Raw genomic sequence first — 23,041 nt, 5'->3', positions numbered from 1 at the left:
CTGACCCTTGGGAATCTGCTGCATGAACAACCGCGAACGTGCCGAACACCCGGGCCTGCGCCCGATCGATGACTCCGCCCTGACCCGGGAAAGCTGGAAGATCTTCCAGATCATGGCGGAGTTCGTGGAGGGCTTCGAGCGCCTGGCGCACATCAAGCCCTCGGTGAGCATTTTTGGCTCTGCCCGTTTTCCCCCGGAGCATCGCTATTACCAGCTGGGCGAGACGACTGCGCGACAGCTGTCGGATGCCGGGTTCGCGGTCGTCAGTGGAGGCGGGCCGGGCATCATGGAGGCGGCCAACAAAGGGGCGTTCGGTGGCCGTTCGCCCAGCATCGGGCTCAATATCCAGCTGCCGCACGAGCAGAGCGCGAACGACTACCAGGACGTGGGCCTGGGCTTTCGCCACTTCTTTTCGCGCAAGGTGATGTTCGTGAAGTACGCCTCGGCCTATGTGGTCCTGCCCGGGGGCTTCGGGACGCTGGACGAGCTGGCGGAGATCCTCACCCTGGTGCAGACCGGCAAGACCCGGCGCATTCCCGTGGTGCTGGTGGGCAGCGAGTTCTGGAAGGGACTCCTCGACTGGTTCCAGGACACGCTCGTGGAACAGGGCACCATCGACCAGGAGGACCTCCAGCTATACTCGCTGGTAGATTCGCCGGAGGACGTGGTGGACGTGATCTTCGAGTACTACGAGGCGCGCAGCTTCGAACCGTCCGCGGAAGAAAAGAAACGACTCATGGAGCTGTGATGATGACCCCGATCCGCCCGAGTCTGCCCCTGTCGCTGCTGGCGGCCCTGCTGCTGGTCTCCGGTACGGCGCTGGCGCAGGAAGACCGCGAATGGGGCGATGCCCCGCCTCCTCCGGAACTCGAGGAGGGCGACGACCCGCCGCCCCCGGTGCTCGACGAGCGCGCCCGCGAGCAGCGTTCGCTGGAGGACGCCGACATCATCATTATCGAGCGCGAAGGCGAGACGCGGCGCGAATACCGTGTGGGTGGCGAGCTGGTGATGATCGAGGTTACACCCGCGGTGGGTCCGACCTACTACCTGATCGATACCACCGGCGATGGCACGCTGGATGGCCGTCGCAACGAGCTGGATCCTGACTTTGTACCCCCTTCCTGGGTGATTTTCCGATGGTAATGACTGATTCCGAGATCCGCGCCTGTGGCGAGTGTGCCGGCCTGGCCCTGGACCCCGGTGCCGGCGGCCCGGAACACGAAGGCCGTCCGGCGCAGTGTCTGCGCGTGGCGCCAGGCGCCGCCCCGGCCCTGGAAGCCGCGCTCGCCGAAGTGCCCGCCGGCTGCGGTCGCGTGATCGGCCGTGGCGTGGATGCCGATACCGGGCAGGTGGTGCTGGTGCTGGAGCGCGGCCAGCCCCGGCAGGACGCGGTCGCGGCCGAGGGGCCGGGCAGCCTTGAGGCCCTGGGCGAGCGCGCGGCCGACTGGCAGGGCCGGCACACGGCCGGCGCCCTGCCGGCCGGCGATGGCTACCGGCGCGGTGTGCTGCAGCAACAGATGCGCGAGCGGGCGGATGCCATCGCGGCTTCGCTGGATGCCGAGTCGCGCGCGATCCTGGATGCCGAACTGCACCACCAGGGGCTTTATCGCTTCGAGGATCTGCCCCTGGCGGGGAGCTACTGGCAATCCGTGCGCGTCTATCCGGAGGGCCCCGGCCTGGCGGACCTGGTCGTCCCGCCCGCACCCGTCCCGGCCTTCTGGCAGCTCGCGCGCATCGCCCTGGCCGTGGCCGTGGACGAGGTCGGCCAGCCGGACGCCGAGCGTTACCGGGCCTTGCTGTCCGGTTTCAATGGGCGTCGTCCGCTGGCCGCCATCGAGCGCGGTGCGGCGCCCACGATGCTCCGCCTGGCCGCGCTGGACGACTGGCTCGAGGAACTGGAAGCGGGCGCCGGCGGGACCGCGCGGCGGGATCGCCTCGCGGCCTTGCAGGCCGAAGCGGCACGCCTGCAGGGCGTCTGGGTACGCGCGGCCGCCTGATCCTGACGCGCACCCGCTCCGGCGGCGGGCAGCCGAGCTCGCCGCGATCGGCAAGCACAAAGGAGGCGGGATTGGTCCGCGTCTCCCAAGGAGGAAGGCCCATGTTCCGAACCACGCTCTGGCTGGCCTTGGCGCTGGCCGTCCTTCTGGCCCCGGCGCTCGCCAGCGCCGAGGTCTACCGCTGGACCGACGATCAGGGCAATGTCCATTTCGGGGACCGGCCGCCGGAGGGGCGTTCCACTGAGTCCGTGGATGTGCGCGAGCCGATGCGCGGGGTGCCGCTGGAGGGGGCGCGGGAGATCCTCGAACGTCCCGTGCGTCCGCGCGGCCAGCCGGAAGCGGAGGGCGCCTATCAGCGAGTCGCGATCGACCGGCCGGAGGACGGCGAGGGGGTGCGCGCGAACGACGGCAACGTCACCGCCGAGCTGGACCTCGAGCCAGCGCTGGATGCCGATGCCGGGCATCGCGTGATCTGGCTGCTGAACGGCGAGGAGGCCGGCGAAGGTGTCGCACCCAGCACCACCTTCGAGGGGCTCGATCGTGGCGCGCACACCTTGCAGGCCCGGATCGTGGATGAATCCGGCCAGGAGCTGGGGGCGAGCGAGACCATCGAGTTCAACGTCCTGCGCATGGCCGTTCCGCGCGAGCAGCAACAGCAGCAGCGACCCCAGCAGTTCCCGCCCGGCGGCGCGCCCCAGGCGCCCCAGGCCCCGCAGGCGCCACGGGCGCCGCAGCCGGTGACGCCTGGCGCGAACTGACAAACCTTTTTCTGCACCTTATTGGTGCGCCATGAGCCCCAACATGGTGCTATAGTTGCACCATGTTGGGGCGTTTTTGTTTTCAGGGTGTGGTGGCCGGCTTCGATTCGTGACCCAGCCCACGGCTTCGGCGCCTCGCCCGGCCATGTTTGCTTGGCGCGATTCCTGCTTGAGGCCTGTTGATGACCACGCCCCCTTCCAATTCCGGACCGGCCACCCCGCCCTGGTGGGACGATCTGTCCACGGCCGTGCTGGTCACCGATGCCGACCTGTGCCTGCTGAGCATGAACAGTGCCGCCGAGGTGCTGCTCGGGCTGAGCCGCGAGCGCATTGTCGGCCATGGGCTGGGGCAGTGGCTCAAGCTGGACCGGAACCTGGCGAACCGGCTGCGTTCGGCCCTGACCCTGGATCAGCCCATCACCCTGCGCGCCCGACAGATGGAGCCGCTGCGCGCCGACCGCTTCCTCGCCGACGTCGTCATCACGCCGCTGCACGGCGAGGCGGGACAACCGGGTCAGCTGCTGTTCGAACTGAACGCGATCGACCGCCACGAGCGCATCAGCCGCGAGGAACAGCTGCAGAAGCAGCAGGCGATCACCCGTGCAGTGACCCGCGGGCTGGCCCACGAGATCAAGAACCCGCTGGGCGGGCTGCGCGGCGCGGCCCAGTTGCTGGCCAGCGAACTGGATGACTCGGGGCTCAGGGAATACACTCAGATCATCATCCGCGAGGCCGATCGTCTGCGCAGCCTGGTGGACCGGATGCTGGGGCCGAACAACCTGCCGCGGCGCGAGGCGGTCAACCTGCACGAGGTGCTGGAGCATGTCCGGGGCCTGGTCAGCGTCCAGCTCCCGCTGGGGCTGAAGATCCGCGGTGACTACGACCCCAGCATCCCCGACGTGCAAGCCGATCGCGACATGCTGGTGCAGGCGATCCTGAATCTGGTGCAGAACGCGGTGCACGCCCTGGAGGATGGGGGCGAGATCACCCTGAGCTCGCGCATCCTGCGCCAGTACACCATCTCCGGCCACCGCCACCGCCTGGTCGCCAAACTGAGCGTGCGCGACAACGGGCCCGGTATCCCGGAAGAGATCCGCGAGCGCATCTTCTTTCCGATGGTGACGGGCCGCGCGGCGGGTACCGGTCTCGGGCTGCCCATTGCCCAGAGCCTGATCCAGCTGCACGACGGACTGATCGAATGCCATTCACGCCCCGGGGTGACCTCGTTCGACATCCTGCTTCCGATTGAACCCCCGAAGGCCCGGGAGGCCACGCACTGATGGAGCCCATCGTCTGGATCATCGACGACGACGACTCGATTCGCTGGGTGCTGGAACGCGCCCTCCAGCGCCACGCGCTCGCCGTGCGCGGTTTCGAGTCCGCGGATGCCGCCTGGGCGGCGCTGGAACGCGACCCGGTCCCGGACACCATCGTCGCCGACATTCGCATGCCGGGCCTGAACGGCCTGGACTTTCTCGCTCGTATGCAGACCCGCCCGGACCCGCCGCCGGTGATCATCATGACGGCCTTTTCCGATCTGGAGAGTGCCGTGGGCGCCTACCAGACCGGGGCGTTCGAGTACCTGCCCAAGCCGTTCGACGTCGACGAGGCCGTGGCGCTCGTGCAGCGCGCGCTGGAGGCGCGCCGGGCCGGCCAGGAGAACGGCCCCGCCGGTCCCGAGATCGAGGAGACCCCGATCATCGGCGAGGCCCCGGCCATGCAGGAGATGTTCCGCGCCATCGGCCGGCTCTCGCGCAGCAACATCACCGTGCTGATCAATGGCGAATCCGGTACCGGGAAGGAACTGGTCGCGCGTGCCCTGCACCAGCACAGCCCGCGCGCCGATCAGCCCCTGATCGCCCTGAACACCGCGGCGATCCCCAAGGATCTGCTGGAGAGCGAGCTGTTCGGCCACGAACGCGGGGCGTTTACCGGGGCCAACCAGAGTCGCAAGGGGCGCTTCGAGCAGGCCGATGGCGGCACGCTGTTCCTCGACGAGATCGGCGACATGCCGTTCGACCTGCAGACGCGCCTGTTGCGTGTGCTGTCCGATGGCACGTTCTACCGTGTGGGCGGGCATACCCCGATCCGGGTGGACGTACGCATCATCGCCGCGACCCACCAGGACCTGGAGGAACGCGTCCGCGCGGGCCTGTTCCGCGAGGATCTGTTCCACCGCCTGAACGTGATCCGCATCCACGTGCCCTCCCTGCGCGAGCGCCCGGAGGACATTCCGCTGCTGGTGCAGCACTTCATGGCGGAGGTAGCGCTGGAGCTGGGGGTAGAGGCCAAGACCATGCGCCCCGAGGTGGTTGCGGAGTTGCAGCGCCTGCCCTGGCCGGGCAACGTTCGACAGCTGGAGAACACCTGTCGCTGGCTGACCGTCATGGCATCGGGCCGGGAGGTGCACCTGGATGACCTGCCGGCCGAGTTGCACCAGCCCACCGAGACCCGCGCCGAGCCGGGGGGCGCCCCGGCCAGCGTCGTGCCCGGCCCGCGGGACTGGACCGCCGAGCTCGCCCAGGTCGCCCGCCAGCACTGGCAGCGGGGTGATCACGACCTGCTGGGTTCGGTCCTGCCACAGCTGGAACGCACCGTGATCCGCGAGGCCCTGAACGCCACCGGCGGCCATCGCCAGCAGGCGGCCGCCCTGCTCGGCTGGGGCCGCAACACCCTTACTCGCAAGATCCACGAACTCGGCCTCGACGACGAGTAGGTTCTTTCACCACGAAGCACACGAAGGCGCGAAGAAGGGCGAAGGCCAAAAGCTTTTGTGCCACAGAGTGCACATTGGACACGGAGAACGGCGCCAATTTTTCAGAGGGGTAGGATGCGTTGAGCCATGCGAAACGCATCGGGGCCGGGCCACCCCGTGTGGCCGATGCGATTCGCTACGCTCATCGGCATCCTACCCGTAACAAAACCATCCCTGGTTTTCTCCGTGTCCTCCGTGATCTCTGTGGTTAAATCGCCCTTGCCCTTCTTCGTGCCTTCGTGGGCTTCGTGGTCAACAGGCTCTTTAGTGAACCGGCCTTTCAGGTGGTGGGATCCTGCGGTGCGGGCGGGGCGCAGGCGGAGACGGCACCATTCAGTTGCAGGGTGCCGGTCAGGTCGCGCACGTGGGTGTAGCCGTGGCGGTCCATGTAGTCGCTGACGCCGTGCAGGATCTTCGGCAGGCACAGGGGATCGTAGAACAGCCCGGTGCCCACGCCGACCGTGCTGGCGCCGGCGATCAGGAATTCCAGCGCGTCGGTGGCATTCATCACGCCGCCCTGGCCGATGATCGGCACGTTGTGCGGCGCGGCCACCTGATAGACCTGCTGCACCTTCAGAAGCGCGATCGGCTTGATCGCCGGGCCGGACAGGCCGCCCTGGTTGTTACCAATGACCGCGCGGCGGTTTTCCACGTCCACTGCCATCCCCATCAGGGTGTTGATCACCGCAAAGGCGTCGGTGCCGGCCTCGATGCAGCGTCGGGCGTTTTCGGCGATGTCGGTCTGGTTGGGCGATAGCTTGGTGATCAGCGGCTTGGAGGTGACCTTGCGGCAGGCCTCGACCACCCGCGCGGACATGTCCGGGTCATTGCCGAAGGCGACGCCGCCCTCCTTCACGTTGGGACAGGAGATGTTGATCTCGATGGCGTCGATCGGCGAGTCGTCGAAGCGCCGGGTGACCTCGATGTACTCCTCGATTGTTGAGCCCGAGACGTTGGCGAAGAAGCGGGTCTCGTCGAAGTCCAGCTGCGGCAGGGTGTGGTCCACCACGTGATCGACCCCGGGGTTCTGCAGGCCGATCGCGTTCAGCATGCCGTCCGGGGTCTCGTAGACGCGGTGCGGGGCATTGCCCAGCCGTGCGGCGCCCGTGGTGCCCTTCAGGCAGATAGCCCCGGCATCGCGATTGGAGAAACCCGCCACGCGGGTGTATTCCTCGCCAAAGCCGACACAGCCGGACAGCAGCACCAGCGGCGTGTTCAAATGCAGCCCGCAGAAGTCCAGGGCCAGCCGCGGATCGGTGCGCGAATCACTCATGCTTCACATCGTCCTCTATGAACCGGAGATCCCGCCGAACACGGGCAATATCATTCGTCTGGCGGCCAATACCGGGGCGGCGCTGCACCTGATCCACCCGCTCGGCTTCGAGCTGGACAGTGCGCGGGCGCGCCGCGCCGGGCTCGACTATCACGAGCTGGCCCGGGTGCAAGAGTATGACAGCCTCGACCATTGGCGGGAATCGGTGCAGCCTGGCCGGGTGTTCGCCATCACCACGCGCGGGCAGGCTCGCTACGACGCCCCGACCTTCCGCGATGGCGATGCCTTGTTGTTCGGTCCGGAGACGCGAGGCCTGCCCGAGTCCGTCCTGGATGCCCTGCCGTCGAAGCATTGCCTGCGCCTCCCGATGCGCGAGGGCAGTCGCAGCCTCAATCTCTCCAATGCCGTCGCGGTGGTGGTCTACGAGGCCTGGAGCCAACTGGGGTTCCCCGGCGGCACATGATCCCGGGCTGGCGGGCAGGCACGGCCTGCGGGATTGCACTACCCTCGGAAGAAAGCACCCGCGCCGTCCGTCTTTCGAGGACGTCGCACCCGTTCGTCCACTATGAGAGGTTTCCGATGTTTCCCGTGCTGCGCTCCTTCTGTCTGCTGGCCGCCACGGCCCTGGTCTCCGCCCCGCTGACGGCCGATGAACCCACCGGTTCCGACAACTGGTGGTGGGACGACGATTGGTGGGAGGACGGGGTGATGTACTCCGACCTGGAAAACCACGAGGTCGAGATCGAGCGCTTCGAGTACCAGCGCGACGACCTTGATATCCCCGCGATGGTGGCCCGCCCGTCCGATGGCGAGGCCTATCCGGCGATCCTCTGGGCGCATGGCCGGCGCGGGCTCGATGACCTTGCCGAGCTGCACGTGAAGCGCCTCGCGGCGCGTGGCTTCGTGGTGCTGGCACCGGACATGTACACCGGTCGTTTCATGGAAAGCCACCCGCTGGATCATGACTACGAACTGGAAGGCGACCTGGACAGGGGGCTGGACGTACTGCTGGAGCGCGACGACATCGTGGGTGACCGTGCCTGCCTGGTGTCCATCACCCGTGGCGGTTACAAGGCGCTCAAGGTCGCCGTCACCTTCGAGCGCCAGGTCGCCGATGTCGCCTGCTGGGCCGGCTACTACCCGCACCTGCAGGACCCGAACCTGGGCGAGCCGCACCAGGTGTATCGCTACGCCAACGAGGTCAACCAGCTCGAGATCCCGATGATGATCCTGATCGGAGAGGAAGAGCAGTACCAGCGCCATCGCACCGCGCGCATGGCCGCCGACGGCCTCGAAAGCCGCGGCGGCGAGGTGCACTGGATCGAGTATCCGGGCGTGGGCCGTGGCTTCGACTTCCGCAACGGCAACAACCGCACCTTCGCCGACGACCTCGCGTCGCGCGACGCGATGATGCGTGTAACGCGCTTCGTCAATCAGAATTTGCGCGACTGAGTCCTTCCTCCGCCCTCCCGCTCTGCCAGCGGGACGATGCCACCAACCCGGGGGTTGGTGGCATCGTCGTTTCCGGCAGTCTGAATTGATCAATAAGTCTTTGACAATACAATTAAATGTTTCCGTGCGCAGAGTGCGGAATTTGCTATCTTCGGGCTTTACGTCATCGAGCTGCACCGGTCGCTGCACGGCCGGTTCCCGGTTTGTACGCACGAAAGTCCAGAAAGGAGGATGAAGATGGCAAAGGTTCTGATCGCCCAGGGCGGAGGCCCGACGGCGGTAATCAATCAATCCATGGTGGGCGCGGTCCTCGAGGCCCGGAAATTTACCGATGTGGAACTCGTTTACGGGGCCTTCCACGGGGTGCGCGGGATTATCGACGAGGAGTTTCTGGATCTGACCCAGGAGACCACCCACAACCTGGAAATGGTCGCGCAGACGCCCTCGTCGGCCCTGGGCTCCACGCGCGACAAACCGGACCTCGACTATTGCAAGGAGATCTTCAAGGTCCTGAAGGCCCACGAGATCACCTATTTCTTTTACATCGGGGGTAATGACTCCTCCGACACGGTGCGCATCGTCAGCGAGGAGGCGCGCAAGGCGAACTACCCGATGCGCTGCGTGCACATCCCCAAGACGATCGACAATGACCTGGTGGAGAACGACCACACGCCGGGCTTCCCGTCGGCGGCGCGTTTTGTGGCGCAGGCCTTTATCGGTGCCAACCTTGATAACTACGCCCTGCCGGGGATTTATCTGGCGGTGGTCATGGGGCGTCATGCCGGCTTCCTGACGGCCGCCTCCGCGCTCGGCAAGAAGTTTCCGGACGACGGCCCGCACCTGATCTACGTGCCGGAGCGGGTGTTCGATGTGGACCGTTTCCTGAAAGACGTGAAGGCGACCATGGACCGTTACGGTCGCTGCGTGATTGCCGTCAGCGAAGGCATCCATGATGCGGAGGGCGAACCGATCGCCACCAAGCTGGCCAAGGACGTGGAAAAGGATGCGCACGGCAACGTCCAGCTCTCCGGTACCGGTGCGCTGGCCGATATGCTGTGTGGCGAGATCCGCGACAAGCTCGGCGTGAAGCGCGTACGCGGGGACACCTTCGGTTACCTCCAGCGGGCCTTTATCGGCTGTGTGTCGGACGTCGACCAGCGCGAAGCGCGCGAGGTGGGCGAGAAGGCGGTGCAGTTCGCGATGTGGGAAGGCCGCGACGGCTCGGTCGCGATCAAGCGCACCGGCTTTTACTCGGTGGACTACGAGTACGTCCCGCTGGAGGCCGTCGCGGGCAAGACCAAGGTGATGCCGGACGAGTTCATCGATGCCTCGGGCACCGATGTCACCGATGCCTTCCGCATGTACCTGCGTCCCCTGCTGGGTTCGCGCATGCCGGATGCCTACCGGCTGCGGCAGAACAAGGTGACCAAGGTCCTGGGGCGCTAGTCGCGGCCAGACCGGCAGGAGAGGGGGCTGGCCGGTTGGCGGGCCCCCGAATCGAAAAGGCCCGCCCGGTGTTTCGGGCGGGCCTTTTTACCTCGTGGGAGGCAGTTTCCGGACCTTCCGGGAGATTGTCAGCCCAGGGCCTTGAAGATCTGATCGCGGATATCTTCCACCGATCCTGTCCCCTTGATGTGGACACACTTCGGGGCGTCGGGCTCGCCGCTTTCCTCCCACTTGGCGTAGAAGTCGACCAGCGGCTGGGTCTGACTGTGATAGGCCTCGAGGCGCTTGCGTACCGTCTCTTCGTTGTCGTCCTCGCGCTGGATCAGATCCTCGCCCGTGACGTCATCCTTGCCTTCGACCTTCGGCGGGTTGAACTCGACGTGGTAGGTGCGCCCCGAACCCGGGTGTACCCGGCGCCCGCTCATCCGGCGGATCACTTCCTCGTCCGGCACATCCACCTCCACGACGAAGTCGAGCGGCACACCCTGATCCTTCAATGCCTGGGCCTGCGGGATGGTGCGCGGGAAGCCGTCGAACAGGAAGCCGTTATCGCAGCAGTCGGGCTGGTCCACGCGTTCCTTGACCAGTCCGAGGATGATGTCGTCGGACACCAGGCCGCCTGCATCCATGACCTCCTTGGCCTTGAGGCCCAGTGGGGTGCCCGCGTTCACGGCTGCGCGCAGCATGTCGCCGGTGGAGATCTGCGGGATGTTGTATTTCTCGCAGATGTACTGGGCCTGAGTGCCTTTTCCGGCGCCGGGCGCCCCCAACAGAATCAGTCGCATGCTCTCGCTCCTATGAGGAGTGGGTGGTTGTGCTATGGTCGCGACAGACGCTTCCATGCCGCGCAAGTTACAGTACAGTGATTGTGGTTGTCGGTACAAGCGTGCCCGCGCCGTCCTGGATCGCCCCCTGGCAAGGAGTCATCGACCGTCATGCAAGCCGGCCCTCGCGAGATCACCACGCCGTTCCGTCCCATCCCTCTCGATATCCCGGAGGGCATGAAACCCAACGAGTTCTTCAACAGCACCGAGAACCTGGCTGACCTGGTCAACAACAACGGCCTGCTGGTCAACCCGGAGAACCTCCTGCTCTATCGCAAGGCTCTGGGGCACAGCAACGAATTCGACTGCTCCATCATCTACAACACCTCGCAGACGATTCTGGATCCCATGGGGCGCCCGGTGCGCCGCACCCAGGTCCCGGAGCCCGTCCGGCATGTCTGGAACCGGATGAACGGGGTCATCATCGAGTACATGCTGGAACAGTACCCGGATCCGGCCGAGGCCCTGGTGCTGGCGGGGGAGGCGAGCCTGGATGCGACCTGGCCGCTGACTGCCCCGGGGGTGCCCAGCATCCGCATGCTGCACAACCATTTCATCGTCTTCCCGAAGTCGAAACTGGCCGATGCGCCGCTGGCGGACCCGGGTAATCCCAATCTGACCGACGGGGGGCAGCACAGCCTGTTCCAGGCCTACATGCGCGAGGTGTACCGCGCCTTCTTTACCCGGGCGCTGGATCTGCAGATCCTCCGGCCGGCGTCGGATCACGAGGCCCGCCTGGAATTGACCGGCTACCCGCACGGCCTGCCGAGCTGGGAGATCCAGGGCGGCGTCGAGGCGCTGAAGGACATCCGCTTCTGGCGTGAATACGACGCGGTCCTGCAGGGCTTCCTGGACTTCTACCGCACCTTCTTCTCGCAGGTTTCCACCCGCAATGCGCCGATGCCCGCTGGCGTGCATTTTCCGAATGCGGTGGAAGAGGTTCTTTTATTCAACAACGATTTCCTGAAGACCGCGAAGAAGGTGCGCGACCGCTGCTTCACCGACGCCAAGTACGCCCACGCAATCCGCTGGCAGCCGGCATTCAAGCAGTTGATCTATCGCAATGACGAAGGCCGGCTGATTGTCACGATCAGTCAGAACTCGATCGGCAACGCGATCACCGAGCTACTGGGCGTGGTGGTCAACCGGGTGCCGGACGCGGAGGCCTACGAGCGCCACGAGCCGGCGCTGATCGAGAAACTGCTGGAGGTGCGCCGCCGTCTGGTGGAGGTGGATCTGGGGCAGGGCATCGCGACCGAGGGCTGGCCCGCCGCCTGACCCGCCGCTTGATTTGGAGGGTTCGAGCCCGCTTCGGGTGGGGAATGGCCGAAGGGGCGGTGGTCCCACCCCTTCAGTGTGCTCAGGCGACTGACTGGTAATAGATGTTCTGCGGGTGGTTGGCCTGGGCGAAGAAGAACCAGCGCTCCGCGATCAGGCCCAGGTACTGGATCACGAACGCCGCGATCAGCACGCCGGTCGGGTCCATGCGCGTGGCCAGGACGACCACCAGCAGGACCGCCGGGATCACGAAAGCCGTCAGCAGGAACATCCATTTCATCCCGCGCAGGAACGCGGCGGACATGTGGTGGAAGAATTCCCGGGTGTTGAACGATCCGCCCATGAAGCCCTGGGATTTCTGCTGGATCTTCGGGTGCTTGACGCCGATCGCGGTCTGCAGCGTGGACTTGGCCTTGATGCGTGAATTGCGAACCAGCGAGGCGGCCCGGGTGGCCAGCCCCAGGATGGTCAGCACGATGGCCACCGTCACCAGGAAGTTCACCAGCCCCGCGGCGCCGGCCCAGGCGGCATAGGCCGCCGCCAGGGTAAAGCCGGAGGCGGCTCCCAGCACGGTGTAGTTGACCACGGTCAGCGGCGAGTGCCATTCCTGCAGGAACTTGATGCAGGCGTAGATCATCGCGGTCGTTATATACAGCACGATCGCGAGCAACGCCCCGAGGGCCCCGAGCAATACGGTCGGGAGGACCGGATAGCCGCCGGCCAGCGTGCCCAATGGCGGGTTGAAACCGAACCAGTGGGCGACACCATAGAGGAACACCACCCCCATGAATGCCGGAAGCACGATCACCTCGCGCGCGAGCCACGAGGTGCGCCACTTGGTGGCCGTGCGCCAGGCCCGCTCCGGGCGCCCCAGATGAAAGAACGATGCCACCAGGCCGAGCACCAGGAATATCAGCGCGATCAGCGACCCGAGCGCCAGGAACTCGGAGCCGGGTGCCGGGAGCACACCCAGATGGCCCAGTGACTCGGCACCGAACAGGGCCAGGAACAGGCCCTGGCCGGCGCCGATGAGGGTGGTGAGGAAAATGACCGAAAAGGCTGGATGCATAACGTGTTCGTCCCTGTTTACCAGCTGGTGACGTCGTCGAGCGAGGGTTCTTCCTGCCCGGGCTTGGGTAGCTGGCTGTCGATCTTCAGCGGGTTGTCGGCGCGTTCCACCTCGTCCTCGCGGATGGTGACGTGCGTCTTGCGGCGCGGCAGGTAGTGGTTCGCCGGTTTGGTCCCCCACTCGGGCATCAGCTGATAGCCCCCGGCCTCGCGGATCGCCTTCGAGACCACCGATTCGGGGTCATGAATGTCGCCGTACAGGCGCGCATTGGTCGGACAGGCCCGCACGCAGGCCGGCTTGCGATCCCACTCCGGCAGTTCCTCGTTGTAGATGCGGTCCACGCACAGGGTGCACTTGGTCATCACCTTGCGTTCGGCATCCACCTCGCGCACGCCGTAGGGGCAGGCCCAGGAGCAGTACTTGCAGCCGATGCACTTGTCGTAGTCGACCAGCACGATGCCGTCGGACTCGCGCTTGTAGGAAGCCCCGGTCGGGCAAACCGGTACGCACGGGGGTTCCTCGCAATGCAGACAGGACTTGGGAAAGTGCACCGTCTCGGTGTTCGGATACTCGCCGACCTCGAAACTCTGTACGCGGTTGAAGAAGGTACCGGTGGGGTCCGCGTCGTAGGGGTTCTGGTCGACCAGTGGGCCGGCATCGCCGGAGGTGTTCCATTCCTTGCAGCTGGTCACGCAGGCGTGGCAGCCCACGCATACGTTGAGATCGATGACGAGGGCGAGTTGGGTCATTTCTTGCCTCCTAGGCCCGCAAAGAAGTTCAAAACACGTGCCCGCGTGGACTGGCCGGGGTACGGTTTGAGGGCCTTGAACTGGGGTGAGGTCTCCTGCGGCTCCCCTTCTTCGGCCTTGTAGATGCGTACGCGGACGTCATACCAGGCCGCCTGACCGGTCACCGGGTCGGAGTTGGAGATCGGGCCGTCGTCACTCGGCAGCTCCTCGGAGATCAGGTGGTTGAGCAGGAAGCCCTTGCGCGACTCGTTGGCGCGCGGGGTCAGGTTCCAGGCACCCGAGGCCTTGCCGATGGCATTCCAGGTCCAGACCGTACCGGGTTCCACCGCCTCGGAGTACTTGGCCATGCAGCGCACCCGGCCCCACTGACTCTCCACCCAGATCCAGTCTTCGTCCTGGATCCCGGCGGCATGCGCGGTACGCGCGTTCACGTACAGCAGGTTGTGCGCGTGGATCTGACGCAGCCAGGCGTTCTGGGAGTCCCAGGAGTGGTACATCGCCATCGGACGCTGGGTGATGGCGGCCAGCGGGTAGGTGTGCTTGTTGGTGGACTGGTATTCCAGTGGGTCGTAGTAGAACGGCAGCGGATCGAAGAAGGTCTCGACCCGCTTGGCCAGGTGTGCGGGCGCCTTGCGCGATGGGCCCTTGCCCTGGGCCGCGGCGCGGAACTTCATCAGCACCTCGGAGTAGAGGTGAATCAGGATTGGCTCGCCAAAGCGCGTAATGCGGTTGCGCTGCGACCACTCGAGATAACCCTTGTTCCAGTTGCGCATGTATTGGTAGCTGCGTGGCAGCTCGTACTGGAATACGCAGTTGTTCTGGGCGTACATCTCCCACTGGTTGGGATTGGGTTCGCCGCGCAGGGATTTCTCGCCGCCCTTGCCGCGCCAGCCGGCGAGGAAGCCGATGCCCGAGCCCGGTTCGGTTTCGTAGTTGACCACGAAGTCCGGGTAGTCGCGGAATTTGCGGTCGCCCTTCTCGTTCACGAACGCCGGCAGTTTCAGGCGCGAACCCAGTTCGATCAGGACTTCCTGGAACGGCTTGCACTCGCCCTTCGGCGGCACCACCGGGATGCGCACCGAGTCCACCGGGCCGTCGAATTCAGAGATCGGGCGGTCGAGCATGGACATCACGTCGTGGCGCTCGAGGTATGTGGTGTCCGGCAGGATCAGGTCGGCAAAGGCCGTCATCTCGGACTGGAAGGCGTCCGCCACAACCAGGAACGGGATCTTGTATTCCCCGTTGTCGTCCTTGTCGTTCAGCATCTTGCGGACCTCTTCCGTGTTCATGGTCGAGTTCCACGCCATGTTGGCCATGAAGATCAGCAGGGTGTCGATCGGGTAGGGGTCCCCGCGCCAGGCGTTGGTGATGGCGTTGTGCATCATGCCGTGCACGGCCAGCGGGTATTCCCAGGAGAAGGCCTTGTCGAGTCGTACGGGCTCGCCCTTGTCGTCCACGAACAGGTCATCCGGGTCCGCTGGCCAGCCGAGTACCATGCCGTCCAGCGGCTTGCCGGGCTGCACGCCTTCCGGCCCCTTCGGGGTGCGGGCGCAGGGTGGGATCGGACGCGGGAACGGCGCCTTGTGGCGGAAACCGCCGGGGCGGTCGATGGTGCCCAGCAGCGACATCAGGATCGACAGGGAGCGGATTGTGTGAAATCCGTTCGAGTGCGCTGCCAGGCCGCGCATGGCGTGGAAAGAGACCGGATTGCCGGTGACCGACTCGTGTTCTTCGCCCCAGGAATCGGTCCAGGCGATGGGGAGCTCGATCCGCTGGTCGCGGGCGGTCACCCCCATCTCGTGGGCCAGGCGCCGGATATCCTCGGCCGAGATGCCGGTGATGCGTTCCGCCCACTCGGGCGTGTATTCCGCGACCCGGTCCTGCAGCAGCTGGAATGCGGGCTTGGTGCGGGTGCCGTCTTGCAGGGTGAATTCACCCAGTAGATAGGGGTCCGCGCCCGGGGTATGGGTTTGCACCGGGCGGCCTGTTTTGCGGTCCCACCAGAGCTGGTCCTGCGCGTCGTAACAGCCCTCCGCCGGTGGTGCGTCGGCGCGCAGGAACATCCCGAAGGCGTCGCTGTCCTCGTCCATGTTCACCAGCTGACCGGCGTTGCTGTACCGCACCAGGAAGTCGCGGTCGTACAGGCCCTTGCTCATGATCTCGTGGATCAGGGCCAGCAGCAGGGCGCCGTCGGTGCCCGGACGGATCGGGACCCATTCGTCCGCGATGGCGGAATAGCCCGTGCGCACCGGGTTGATGGAAATGAAGCGTCCGCCCTGGCGCTTGAACTTGGAGATCGCGACCTTGAGCGGGTTCGAGTGGTGGTCCTCGGCGGTGCCGATCATCACGAACAGCTTGGAGCGCTCGAGGTCGGGCCCGCCGAACTCCCAGAACGAGCCACCGATGGTGTAGATCATGCCGGCGGCCATGTTGACCGAGCAGAAGCCGCCGTGCGCGGCGTAGTTGGGGGTGCCGAATTGCTTGGCGAACAGCCCGGTCAGGGCCTGCATCTGGTCGCGCCCGGTAAACAGCGCGAAGCGCTTCGGGTCGGTCTCGCGGATATGCCCGAGCCGTTCGGCAAGGATCTCGAAGGTCTCCTCCCAGGAGATCGGCTCGAATTCTCCGTCGCCCCGTTCGGCACCGGCCTTGCGCCGCAGGGGCTGGGTCAGCCGCGCGGGCGAGTGCTGTTTCATGATCCCGGAGGCACCCTTGGCGCAGATGACCCCCTCGTTGATGGGGTGCTCGGGGTTGCCATCGATGTAGCGCACCTCCCCGTCACGCAGGTGCACCCGGATGCCGCAACGGCAGGCGCACATGTAACAGGTGGTGTTCTTGATTTCGTGCGAAGGGGTCTGTGCCATAAATCGTCAACGCCTTGAAAGTTAGACAATCGCGATATACTGCAAAACCCCTTAATTCCTTCGGGGTTGCCCCCACTATGCAGTTCCGGGGTGCCCACCACAAGGCGTTTCGAGTGCGATCTTCGCGGCCTGTTTTTACAGGCCCGGGCACGACCGGGACGCGAGGATGGGCGCCGCAGTGTTATGGTTTCGAGCCAGTAGCTTGACAACAAAGGCGCGTGAACCCCATGAAGGTATGCATTGTTTCCGACAGTCACGACCGCGGCCCGATGCTGGCCCGTGCCATCGAGGCCGGCATTGCCGACGGCGCCGAGGCGGTCATCCATTGTGGTGACGTGATTGGCGGGAATACGCTGCGCGCCTCGCTGAAGCTGGGTGTCCCGATCCATGCGGTGCACGGCAACAACCTGGGCGACCCGGTCGCGATCTCGCGCATCGCCCACCAGTCCGACGGCCTGCTCCATTACTACGGGCTGGACGCCACCATCACGCTCGGTGGCCGGCGTATCTTCGTTACGCACTATCCCCATTACGCCCATGCGATGGCCTGTACGGGTGACTACGACCTCGTCTGTTGCGGGCACAGTCACGAGACCGAGATCCGCCAGCAGCCCCATGTGAAGGGTGGTTCCACCTGGCTCGTGAATCCCGGCACCGTAGCCGGTCTCGGGGCGCCCGAGGCGACCTGGGCGCTCGGCGACCTCGAAAGCATGGAGTTCAAGATCCGGTCGACGCCGGAGGAAGATGCGGCCTGAATCCGCCGCAATCGAGCACCGCTGGGTCGTGGTTCGCTGTTGGTGCCTGTTCCACCCCTGATCGCGGGACCGGCTTGTCAGCGGGTGCGTGTCAGGGCATCGTCTAGGTTCCCACCCTGGATGGAGAGAACGCGATGACAGCAGAATTCCCGCACAAACCCCTACCGTCGAGCAAGGCATCGCCCGGGACCGGTCTCCAGCAGGTTACGGAGGAGGACCCCCAGGTCACGCTGGCATCGTCCGCGCTGTGCGTGATGACGGACTTTCGCCGGGTTCCGGTTGCGACCATTGGGCCCGAGGCGACGCTGAACCAGGCGACCGAGCAGATGATTGCCAAGGGTGTGCGGCTGTTGATCGTGGTCGACTCGGAGCGCGTGCTCGGCCTGATCACGGCGCGCGATACGCAGGGCGAACGCCCGATCCAGATGGTGAACGAGCGCGGGATGCGGCACGAGGACCTGAGGGTGCGTGACCTGATGGTTCCGGTGGATGATATCGACCTTCTGGACATGCAGCGTGTCATGCAGGCCGACGTGGCCGACATCGTCGCGACCCTGAAGGACTGGGGGCGTCAGCACGCGCTGGTCGGGCAGCGAGATCCGCAGACCGGGGAAGCCCGTATCCGGGGGATGTTCTCGGCTACGCAGATTGGTCGCCAGCTGGGAATCCAGGTGCAGACATTCGATGTCGCGCGGACCTTCGCGCAGATCCAGGCGACCTTGTCCAAGGCCTATTAGTCCACGGTCAGGCAGGGATTGCTGCCGCAGCAGCGGGTGCTGCGGCAGCAATTGGCCTGCGTGTGTCCGAAGGCGGCGTGTTGAGGGGCCGCCAGCGCTACTGCTGGTTGATTCCCTGGTAGTACTCCATCAGGATTTTCGCCACTTCCGGGCGGGAGAACTCGACCGGGGGCGCCTCCCCGCGTCCCAGCATCTCGCGCACCTTGGTGCCGGATAGCAGCACGAAGTCCTCCTTCGTGTGGTCGGGTGCGTCGCACATCATGACGACGCGGTCGAGCTTCTTCGAATAGGCCGTGTGGTCGGCGCGAAAGATCTCGATCTCCAGGGCATCGTCCGGGACCTCGGTATCGAAAATGGTCTGGGCATCGAACGGCCCGTAGTAGTCGCCGACCCCGGCGTGGTCGCGGCCGATGATGAAGTGGGTCGCTCCCATGTTCTGCCGGAACAGTGCATGAAGGACTGCCTCGCGGGGGCCCGCATAGAGCATGTCGAAGCCATACCCGGTGATCATCACCGTGTTCGGGGGGAAGTAGAGTTCGGCCATCTTGCGAATGGCGGCGTCGCGCACCGGGGCCGGGATGTCTCCGGGCTTGAGCTTGCCCAGCAGCATGTGGATCACAATCCCGTCGGCGTCCAGCTGCTCCATCGCCATCCGGCACAGCTCTTCGTGGGCGCGGTGCATCGGGTTTCGCGTCTGGAACGCGACCACCCGGTTCCAGCCGCGTTCGCTGATTTCGTTGCGAATCTCCACGGCCGTGCGGAAGGTGTCGGGGAAGTCGTCCTGGAAGTACGAGAAATGCAGGACCTCGATGGGCCCGGAGACGCAGACGCGACCGACGCTGTTGAAGGCGGCAACACCGGGGTGTTCCATGTCGGTCGTGCCATAGACCTTCCGGGTCATGGCCTCCATCTGCTCCGGCGTGAACTCCTCGATCGCTTCGACCTCCTGAATGGCGAGCACCGGGTTCCCCTCCATATTCGGATCGCGCAGCGCGATGCGCTTGGCCCCGCGGATTGCGTCGGCGTCTTCCAGTAGGTTGACGATCGGGACCGGGAAAAAGAGACCACTGGTGGTCCGCATGTTCTCGGCGCAACTCACGGCATCCGCCACATTCATGAAGCCGGTGAGCGGCGTGAAATAGCCGCCGCCCATCATTACGGCATTGCCGGCGGCCGCGGAACTGATCACCACGGAGGGGAGGGTCTCCGCCTCTTGCAAAAGGGCATGGTGTCGATCGGGGTCGTATACGAACAGGGGCTTCAGGGTGTCTGCACCGTGCGGTTTGATCATGGGGCTTTATCTCCTGCCGACGCTGGATGTGGGCTGCATGGGTAGGGCGGCATGGGCCGCCGGATGTGGTCCGGGCCGCATTCGTTCAGTCGGCCGCGTGGCCGGCGTTCTGCGGAATCGCCCCCGAACGTAGCACAAGATAGTCCATAAAGGGCCGGGTTTCTTGACCCCTTAACCCGGGCGCCTCCTGCGTGGCCCGGCGCGAGCCGGCACCCGGTCAGGTTATACGCAACGACTCGCCGCTTGGCTTGAGCCCCCATCGGGTCCCCCGCCGCACGCCCGCGACCCCCGCCTTGTGCGCGTCAATGCGGCCCTCGCGCGCCCCGGCATCATCCGGTGTCCGCGGCCGTTCCCGTGATGCCTCCCGCGACCCTAGATTAGCGTTTCCATAAATAAGCATATGACCTAATAGGTTTAATTTATGCGCCGGCAAGCAAGTTTGATTTGAAGCGCAAGATCGAGTTGGCACAGACTCGGTGTGCCAATTGGACACTCTGAGGAGGCCTGACGCCGTGATCACTAGCAATCCCTTTGCCGAACTGGCTGCGTTTATCCCACCAGCCGCAATGCAGGCGTATGTCGTGCTCATGGTCATTCTGGTGGCCGTCGGCACGATCCTCGACATGATGCACAAGAGGAGTGCCCAGTACTTCTTCGAGAACGCCAAGAAAGCCGAAAAGAATGCGACCCGCGGCGTGAGCGGTGGCGAGAAATTCTCCCAGGCCGTCCAGACCCTGGGGAAAGAGGTCATCACCTCCGGCGAGTTCAAAAACCCGAAGCGCCGCGCCTCGCACCTGTTCACGATGTGGGGCTTTATCGTGTTCGTCGTCTCCTCCGCCGTGCTGATCTTCGGTTATGCGACCGAACCGGCTGCGGGCGTGTGGCCGGTCCTGTGGCACCTGGGCGCCCTGTCGCTGGCCTTTGGTGGCTACTGGTTCTGGTTCTTCATCCGCGTCGATGTGTATTCCGAGGGTCGGCGCTGGTACCAGCTGGTCCGCGCCGACCTGTTCATCGTGTCGCTGCTGGCAATGTCGACCTTCGCCATCCTCTGGTCGCTGACCCAGGGGACCGGCGCCCTTGGCTGGCTGTTCTTCGCGCTCTTCCTCGCGGCCACCACGACCCTGTTCGCGACGGTCTACTGGTCCAAGTTCGCGCACATGTTCTTCAAGCCCGCTGCTGCCTACCAGAAGCGCATTACCCGGGCCGACGGCTCCGCGGAGAACCTTCCGACCCTCACGCGCGACGACCCCGAGCAACAGCAGCGCCACTCGATGGAACTGCTGCGCGACGCGCCGATGGACATGGGGAAGGGTATCCAGCGTGAAGCGCCCCACCACTACTAAGCCACTTATCCAAACACCAGCATCGATCGAGGACTACCATGCCAACTTTCGTATACATGACCCGTTGCGATGGCTGTGGATACTGCGTGGATATCTGCCCGTCAGACATCATGCATATCGACGAAACCACCCGTCGCGCCTACAACATCGAACCCAACATGTGCTGGGAGTGCTATTCCTGCGTGAAGGCCTGCCCGCATCACGCCATTGATGTACGCGGCTACGCGGATTTTGCGCCACTGGGTCACAGCGTGCGGGTCGACCGCGACGAAGAGCGCGGCACGATCGCCTGGAAGATCAAGTTCCGGGATGGTCGCGAGAAGAATTTCCTTTCTCCGATTACCACCAAGCCCTGGGGCAAGCACATCCCGCAGCTGGCGGACGTCCCCGCGCCCGACAAGTCGATGCGCGACAGCCAGCTGCTGTTCAACGAGCCCAAGTACATCCGCATGGATGAGGGGGATCTGCACACGCTTGAGGCCGCCGGTCTCAAACTGAAAGAAGGGGTGTACTACTGATGGCCTACAAGACAATCGTCGAAGACAACATCGACATCCTGGTCTGTGGTGCGGGGCTCGGGGGCACGGGCGCCGCCTGGGAAGCCCGCTTCTGGGGCCAGGACAAGAAGGTCGTGATTGCCGAAAAGGCCAACATTGACCGCTCCGGTGCGGTGGCCCAGGGCCTGTACGCGATCAACTGCTACATGGGGACCCGCTGGGGCGAGAACAACCCCGAGGACCATGTGCGCTACGCCCGTATCGACCTGATGGGTATGGTGCGCGAGGACTTGCTGTTCGACATGGCGCGCCACGTCGACTCCACCGTGCACCAGTTCGAGGAATGGGGCCTGCCGCTGATGCGCGACCCGAAGACGGGCGCCTACCAGCGTGAAGGCCGCTGGCAGATCATGATCCACGGCGAGTCCTACAAGCCGATCGTGGCCGAGGCGGCCAAGAAGTCCGCCGACACGATCTACAATCGCATCTGTGTCACCCATCTCCTGATGGACGAATCAAAAGAGAACCGGGTGGCCGGTGCGGTGGGCTTCAACGTGCGCACCGGCAACTACCACGTCTTCAAGTCGAAGTCGGTGGTCGTCGCCGCCGGTGGCGCCTCCATGATCTTCAAGCCGCGTTCCGTGGGCGAAGGCGCGGGTCGCGTCTGGTACGCCCCGTGGTCGTCCGGTTCGGCCTATGGCCTGCTGATCAACGCCGGCGCCAAGATGACGCAGATGGAAAACCGCATCGTGCTGGCCCGTTTCAAGGATGGCTACGGCCCGGTCGGTGCCTACTTCCTGCACCTGAAGACGCGTACCCAGAACTGTAACGGGGAAGAGTACGAATCCAAGTGGTGGCCAGGGCTGCAGGAAATGGTCGGCAAGGAATACCTGGATCCGGAGGTCTCCCACCGGACCCATCGGCCGATCCCGACCTGCCTGCGCAACCATGCCTTCCTCAACGAAGTGAACGCGGGGCGTGGCCCGATCCACATGGTCACCATGGAGGCCTTCCAGGATCCGCACCTCGAGGAGGTGGGCTGGGAGAACTTCCTCGGCATGACCGTCGGCCAGGCCGTGCTGTGGGCCGCCACGGATGTGGACCCGAAGAACGAGAACCCCGAGCTGACCACCTCGGAGCCCTACGTGATGGGTTCGCATGCCACCGGCTGCGGCGCCTGGTGCTCCGGTCCGGAGGATGTTTCCCCGCCCGAATATTTCTGGGGCTACAACCGCATGACCAGCGTCGAGGGCCTGTTCGGTGCCGGCGATGCCGTGGGCGGGACGCCGCACGCGTTCTCCTCCGGTTCGTTCACCGAGGGCCGCCTGGCCGCAAAGGCTGCCTGCAAGTACATCGACGATGGCAAGGCCGACGGCATCCGCGTCTCCGATTCGCAGATCAGCAAGCTGAAAGAGGAGATCTACAAGCCGCTGGAGCACTACAAGGTCTATAGCAACGAGGTGGTTGCTGGTTCGGTCAACCCGAATTTCATCAACCCGCGCCAGGGTCTGGACCGTCTGCAGAAGCTGATGGACGAATACTGCGGTGGCGTGACGGTCAGCTACATGACCAACGAAAAGCTGCTCAATATCGGCCTGAAAAAGATGAAGATCCTCGAAGAGGACCTGGAAAAGCTGGCAGCGGAAGACATTCACGAACTGCTGCGCGCCTGGGAGCTCAAGCACCGCGTGCGCACCGCAGAGAGCGTCTTCCACCACACCCTGTTCCGCAAGGAGACCCGCTGGCCGGGCTACTACTACCGCGGCGACTACATGAAACTCGACGATCAGAACTGGCATCACCTGACCGTTTCCCGTCGTGACCCGAAGACGGGCGAGTACACCATGGAAAAGGCGCCGTGCTATCACCTGGTCGACAAGGACGAGGCCCCGGCGAAGGAAGCCGAGAAAGAGGAAGCCTAGGGTGCTAACGTGGCGGGGTCGGCCGCGACCCCGT

General features: G+C 65.0%; 21 protein-coding genes. 15 read left to right on the top strand and 6 right to left on the bottom strand.

Translation table 11 applies throughout. The annotated features are described in order from the left end of the window. Positions 1 to 22: 22 nt before the first annotated feature. The 6 genes from F817_RS0110975 (at position 23) to ntrC (ending at position 5,471) form a co-directional block, all read left to right on the top strand. Positions 23 to 748, top strand: a complete 726-nt coding sequence (locus tag F817_RS0110975; RefSeq protein WP_024327698.1) for a TIGR00730 family Rossman fold protein — start codon at positions 23 to 25, stop codon at positions 746 to 748. Next, on the top strand, positions 748 to 1,143 hold the full coding sequence (locus F817_RS0110970; protein ID WP_024327697.1) for a DUF2782 domain-containing protein: 396 nt from the start codon (positions 748 to 750) through the stop codon (positions 1,141 to 1,143). Before F817_RS0110975 ends, F817_RS0110970 begins: the two co-directional genes overlap by 1 nt. Continuing rightward, positions 1,143 to 1,997, top strand: coding sequence for a hypothetical protein (locus F817_RS0110965; protein ID WP_024327696.1), 855 nt, complete (start codon positions 1,143 to 1,145; stop codon positions 1,995 to 1,997). The genes F817_RS0110970 and F817_RS0110965 overlap by 1 nt, the downstream gene beginning before the upstream one ends. 101 nt (positions 1,998 to 2,098) lie before the next feature. Then, positions 2,099 to 2,755 carry a DUF4124 domain-containing protein gene (locus F817_RS0110960; protein WP_024327695.1) on the top strand — a complete coding sequence of 219 codons (657 nt, stop codon included), beginning with the start codon at positions 2,099 to 2,101 and terminating at the stop codon, positions 2,753 to 2,755. A gap of 182 nt (positions 2,756 to 2,937) precedes the next feature. Next, the gene (gene glnL / locus F817_RS0110955; protein WP_024327694.1) at positions 2,938 to 4,035 is read left to right on the top strand and encodes a nitrogen regulation protein NR(II); all 1,098 of its coding nucleotides are present in this window, start codon (positions 2,938 to 2,940) and stop codon (positions 4,033 to 4,035) included. Further along, entirely contained in the window at positions 4,035 to 5,471 is a 1,437-nt protein-coding gene (gene ntrC, locus F817_RS0110950; protein ID WP_024327693.1) for a nitrogen regulation protein NR(I), read from the top strand. Before glnL ends, ntrC begins: the two co-directional genes overlap by 1 nt. A gap of 319 nt (positions 5,472 to 5,790) precedes the next feature. On the opposite strand, the gene F817_RS0110945 is transcribed toward ntrC, so the two are convergent. Next, positions 5,791 to 6,783 (bottom strand): dihydroorotate dehydrogenase, encoded by a 993-nt coding sequence (locus F817_RS0110945; protein ID WP_024327692.1) that lies wholly within the window; start codon positions 6,781 to 6,783, stop codon positions 5,791 to 5,793. Between F817_RS0110945 and F817_RS0110940 the strand changes: the two genes are divergently transcribed. The 3 genes from F817_RS0110940 to F817_RS0110930 all read left to right on the top strand — a co-directional run bounded on the left by F817_RS0110940 (position 6,782) and on the right by F817_RS0110930 (position 9,681). After that, complete coding sequence (locus tag F817_RS0110940) at positions 6,782 to 7,246, top strand: tRNA (cytidine(34)-2'-O)-methyltransferase (RefSeq protein WP_024327691.1); 465 nt, start codon at positions 6,782 to 6,784, stop codon at positions 7,244 to 7,246. The two genes, F817_RS0110945 and F817_RS0110940, sit on opposite strands and share 2 nt — an antisense overlap. Before the next feature lie 116 nt (positions 7,247 to 7,362). Then, on the top strand, positions 7,363 to 8,235 hold the full coding sequence (locus F817_RS0110935; RefSeq protein WP_024327690.1) for a dienelactone hydrolase family protein: 873 nt from the start codon (positions 7,363 to 7,365) through the stop codon (positions 8,233 to 8,235). Positions 8,236 to 8,472: 237 nt separating this feature from the next. Then, entirely contained in the window at positions 8,473 to 9,681 is a 1,209-nt protein-coding gene (locus tag F817_RS0110930) for a 6-phosphofructokinase (protein ID WP_024327689.1), read from the top strand. A 128-nt stretch (positions 9,682 to 9,809) separates the two neighbouring features. Here the strand turns inward: F817_RS0110930 and adk are convergent, their stop codons facing one another. Continuing rightward, positions 9,810 to 10,466: an adenylate kinase gene (adk, locus tag F817_RS0110925; protein ID WP_024327688.1), complete on the bottom strand. Its 657-nt coding sequence runs from the start codon at positions 10,464 to 10,466 to the stop codon at positions 9,810 to 9,812. Between the two features lie 150 nt (positions 10,467 to 10,616). Here adk and F817_RS0110920 point away from each other — a divergent pair, with 150 nt between their 5' ends. After that, on the top strand, positions 10,617 to 11,783 hold the full coding sequence (locus tag F817_RS0110920) for a hypothetical protein (RefSeq protein ID WP_024327687.1): 1,167 nt from the start codon (positions 10,617 to 10,619) through the stop codon (positions 11,781 to 11,783). Positions 11,784 to 11,865: 82 nt separating this feature from the next. On the opposite strand, the gene F817_RS0110915 is transcribed toward F817_RS0110920, so the two are convergent. The 3 genes from F817_RS0110915 to F817_RS0110905 are packed head-to-tail and all read right to left on the bottom strand — an operon-like array spanning position 11,866 to position 16,462. Further along, on the bottom strand, positions 11,866 to 12,852 hold the full coding sequence (locus F817_RS0110915) for a DmsC/YnfH family molybdoenzyme membrane anchor subunit (protein WP_024327686.1): 987 nt from the start codon (positions 12,850 to 12,852) through the stop codon (positions 11,866 to 11,868). A 17-nt stretch (positions 12,853 to 12,869) separates the two neighbouring features. Further along, positions 12,870 to 13,601 carry a 4Fe-4S dicluster domain-containing protein gene (locus F817_RS0110910; RefSeq protein WP_024327685.1) on the bottom strand — a complete coding sequence of 244 codons (732 nt, stop codon included), beginning with the start codon at positions 13,599 to 13,601 and terminating at the stop codon, positions 12,870 to 12,872. Beyond that, entirely contained in the window at positions 13,598 to 16,462 is a 2,865-nt protein-coding gene (locus F817_RS0110905; RefSeq protein ID WP_024327684.1) for a molybdopterin oxidoreductase family protein, read from the bottom strand. The genes F817_RS0110910 and F817_RS0110905 overlap by 4 nt, the downstream gene beginning before the upstream one ends. 227 nt (positions 16,463 to 16,689) lie before the next feature. On the opposite strand from F817_RS0110905, the gene F817_RS0110900 reads away from it, so the two are divergent. Together F817_RS0110900 and F817_RS0110895 are read left to right on the top strand one after the other, a co-directional pair. After that, complete coding sequence (locus tag F817_RS0110900; RefSeq protein WP_024327683.1) at positions 16,690 to 17,217, top strand: metallophosphoesterase family protein; 528 nt, start codon at positions 16,690 to 16,692, stop codon at positions 17,215 to 17,217. A gap of 134 nt (positions 17,218 to 17,351) precedes the next feature. Further along, positions 17,352 to 17,954, top strand: coding sequence for a CBS domain-containing protein (locus F817_RS0110895; protein WP_024327682.1), 603 nt, complete (start codon positions 17,352 to 17,354; stop codon positions 17,952 to 17,954). A 97-nt stretch (positions 17,955 to 18,051) separates the two neighbouring features. On the opposite strand, the gene sat is transcribed toward F817_RS0110895, so the two are convergent. Next, entirely contained in the window at positions 18,052 to 19,245 is a 1,194-nt protein-coding gene (gene sat / locus F817_RS0110890; RefSeq protein ID WP_024327681.1) for a sulfate adenylyltransferase, read from the bottom strand. A gap of 566 nt (positions 19,246 to 19,811) precedes the next feature. On the opposite strand from sat, the gene F817_RS0110885 reads away from it, so the two are divergent. Genes F817_RS0110885 through aprA form a run of 3 tightly spaced genes read left to right on the top strand, consistent with a single transcriptional unit; the run spans position 19,812 to position 23,007 of the window. After that, a complete protein-coding gene (locus F817_RS0110885; RefSeq protein ID WP_024327680.1) occupies positions 19,812 to 20,588 on the top strand; it encodes a hypothetical protein in 777 nt (258 codons plus the stop codon). Between the two features lie 38 nt (positions 20,589 to 20,626). Beyond that, entirely contained in the window at positions 20,627 to 21,106 is a 480-nt protein-coding gene (aprB, locus tag F817_RS0110880; protein ID WP_038029702.1) for an adenylyl-sulfate reductase subunit beta, read from the top strand. After that, entirely contained in the window at positions 21,106 to 23,007 is a 1,902-nt protein-coding gene (aprA, locus tag F817_RS0110875; protein ID WP_024327678.1) for an adenylyl-sulfate reductase subunit alpha, read from the top strand. Before aprB ends, aprA begins: the two co-directional genes overlap by 1 nt. The last annotated feature ends 34 nt before the right edge of the window (positions 23,008 to 23,041 follow it).

This window comes from Thioalkalivibrio sp. AKL19, from assembly GCF_000420165.1.
GTDB lineage: Bacteria > Pseudomonadota > Gammaproteobacteria > Ectothiorhodospirales > Ectothiorhodospiraceae > Thioalkalivibrio.
The sequence above is the reverse complement of the archived record's forward strand: the minus strand, read 5'-3'. Positions and strand labels throughout refer to the sequence as shown.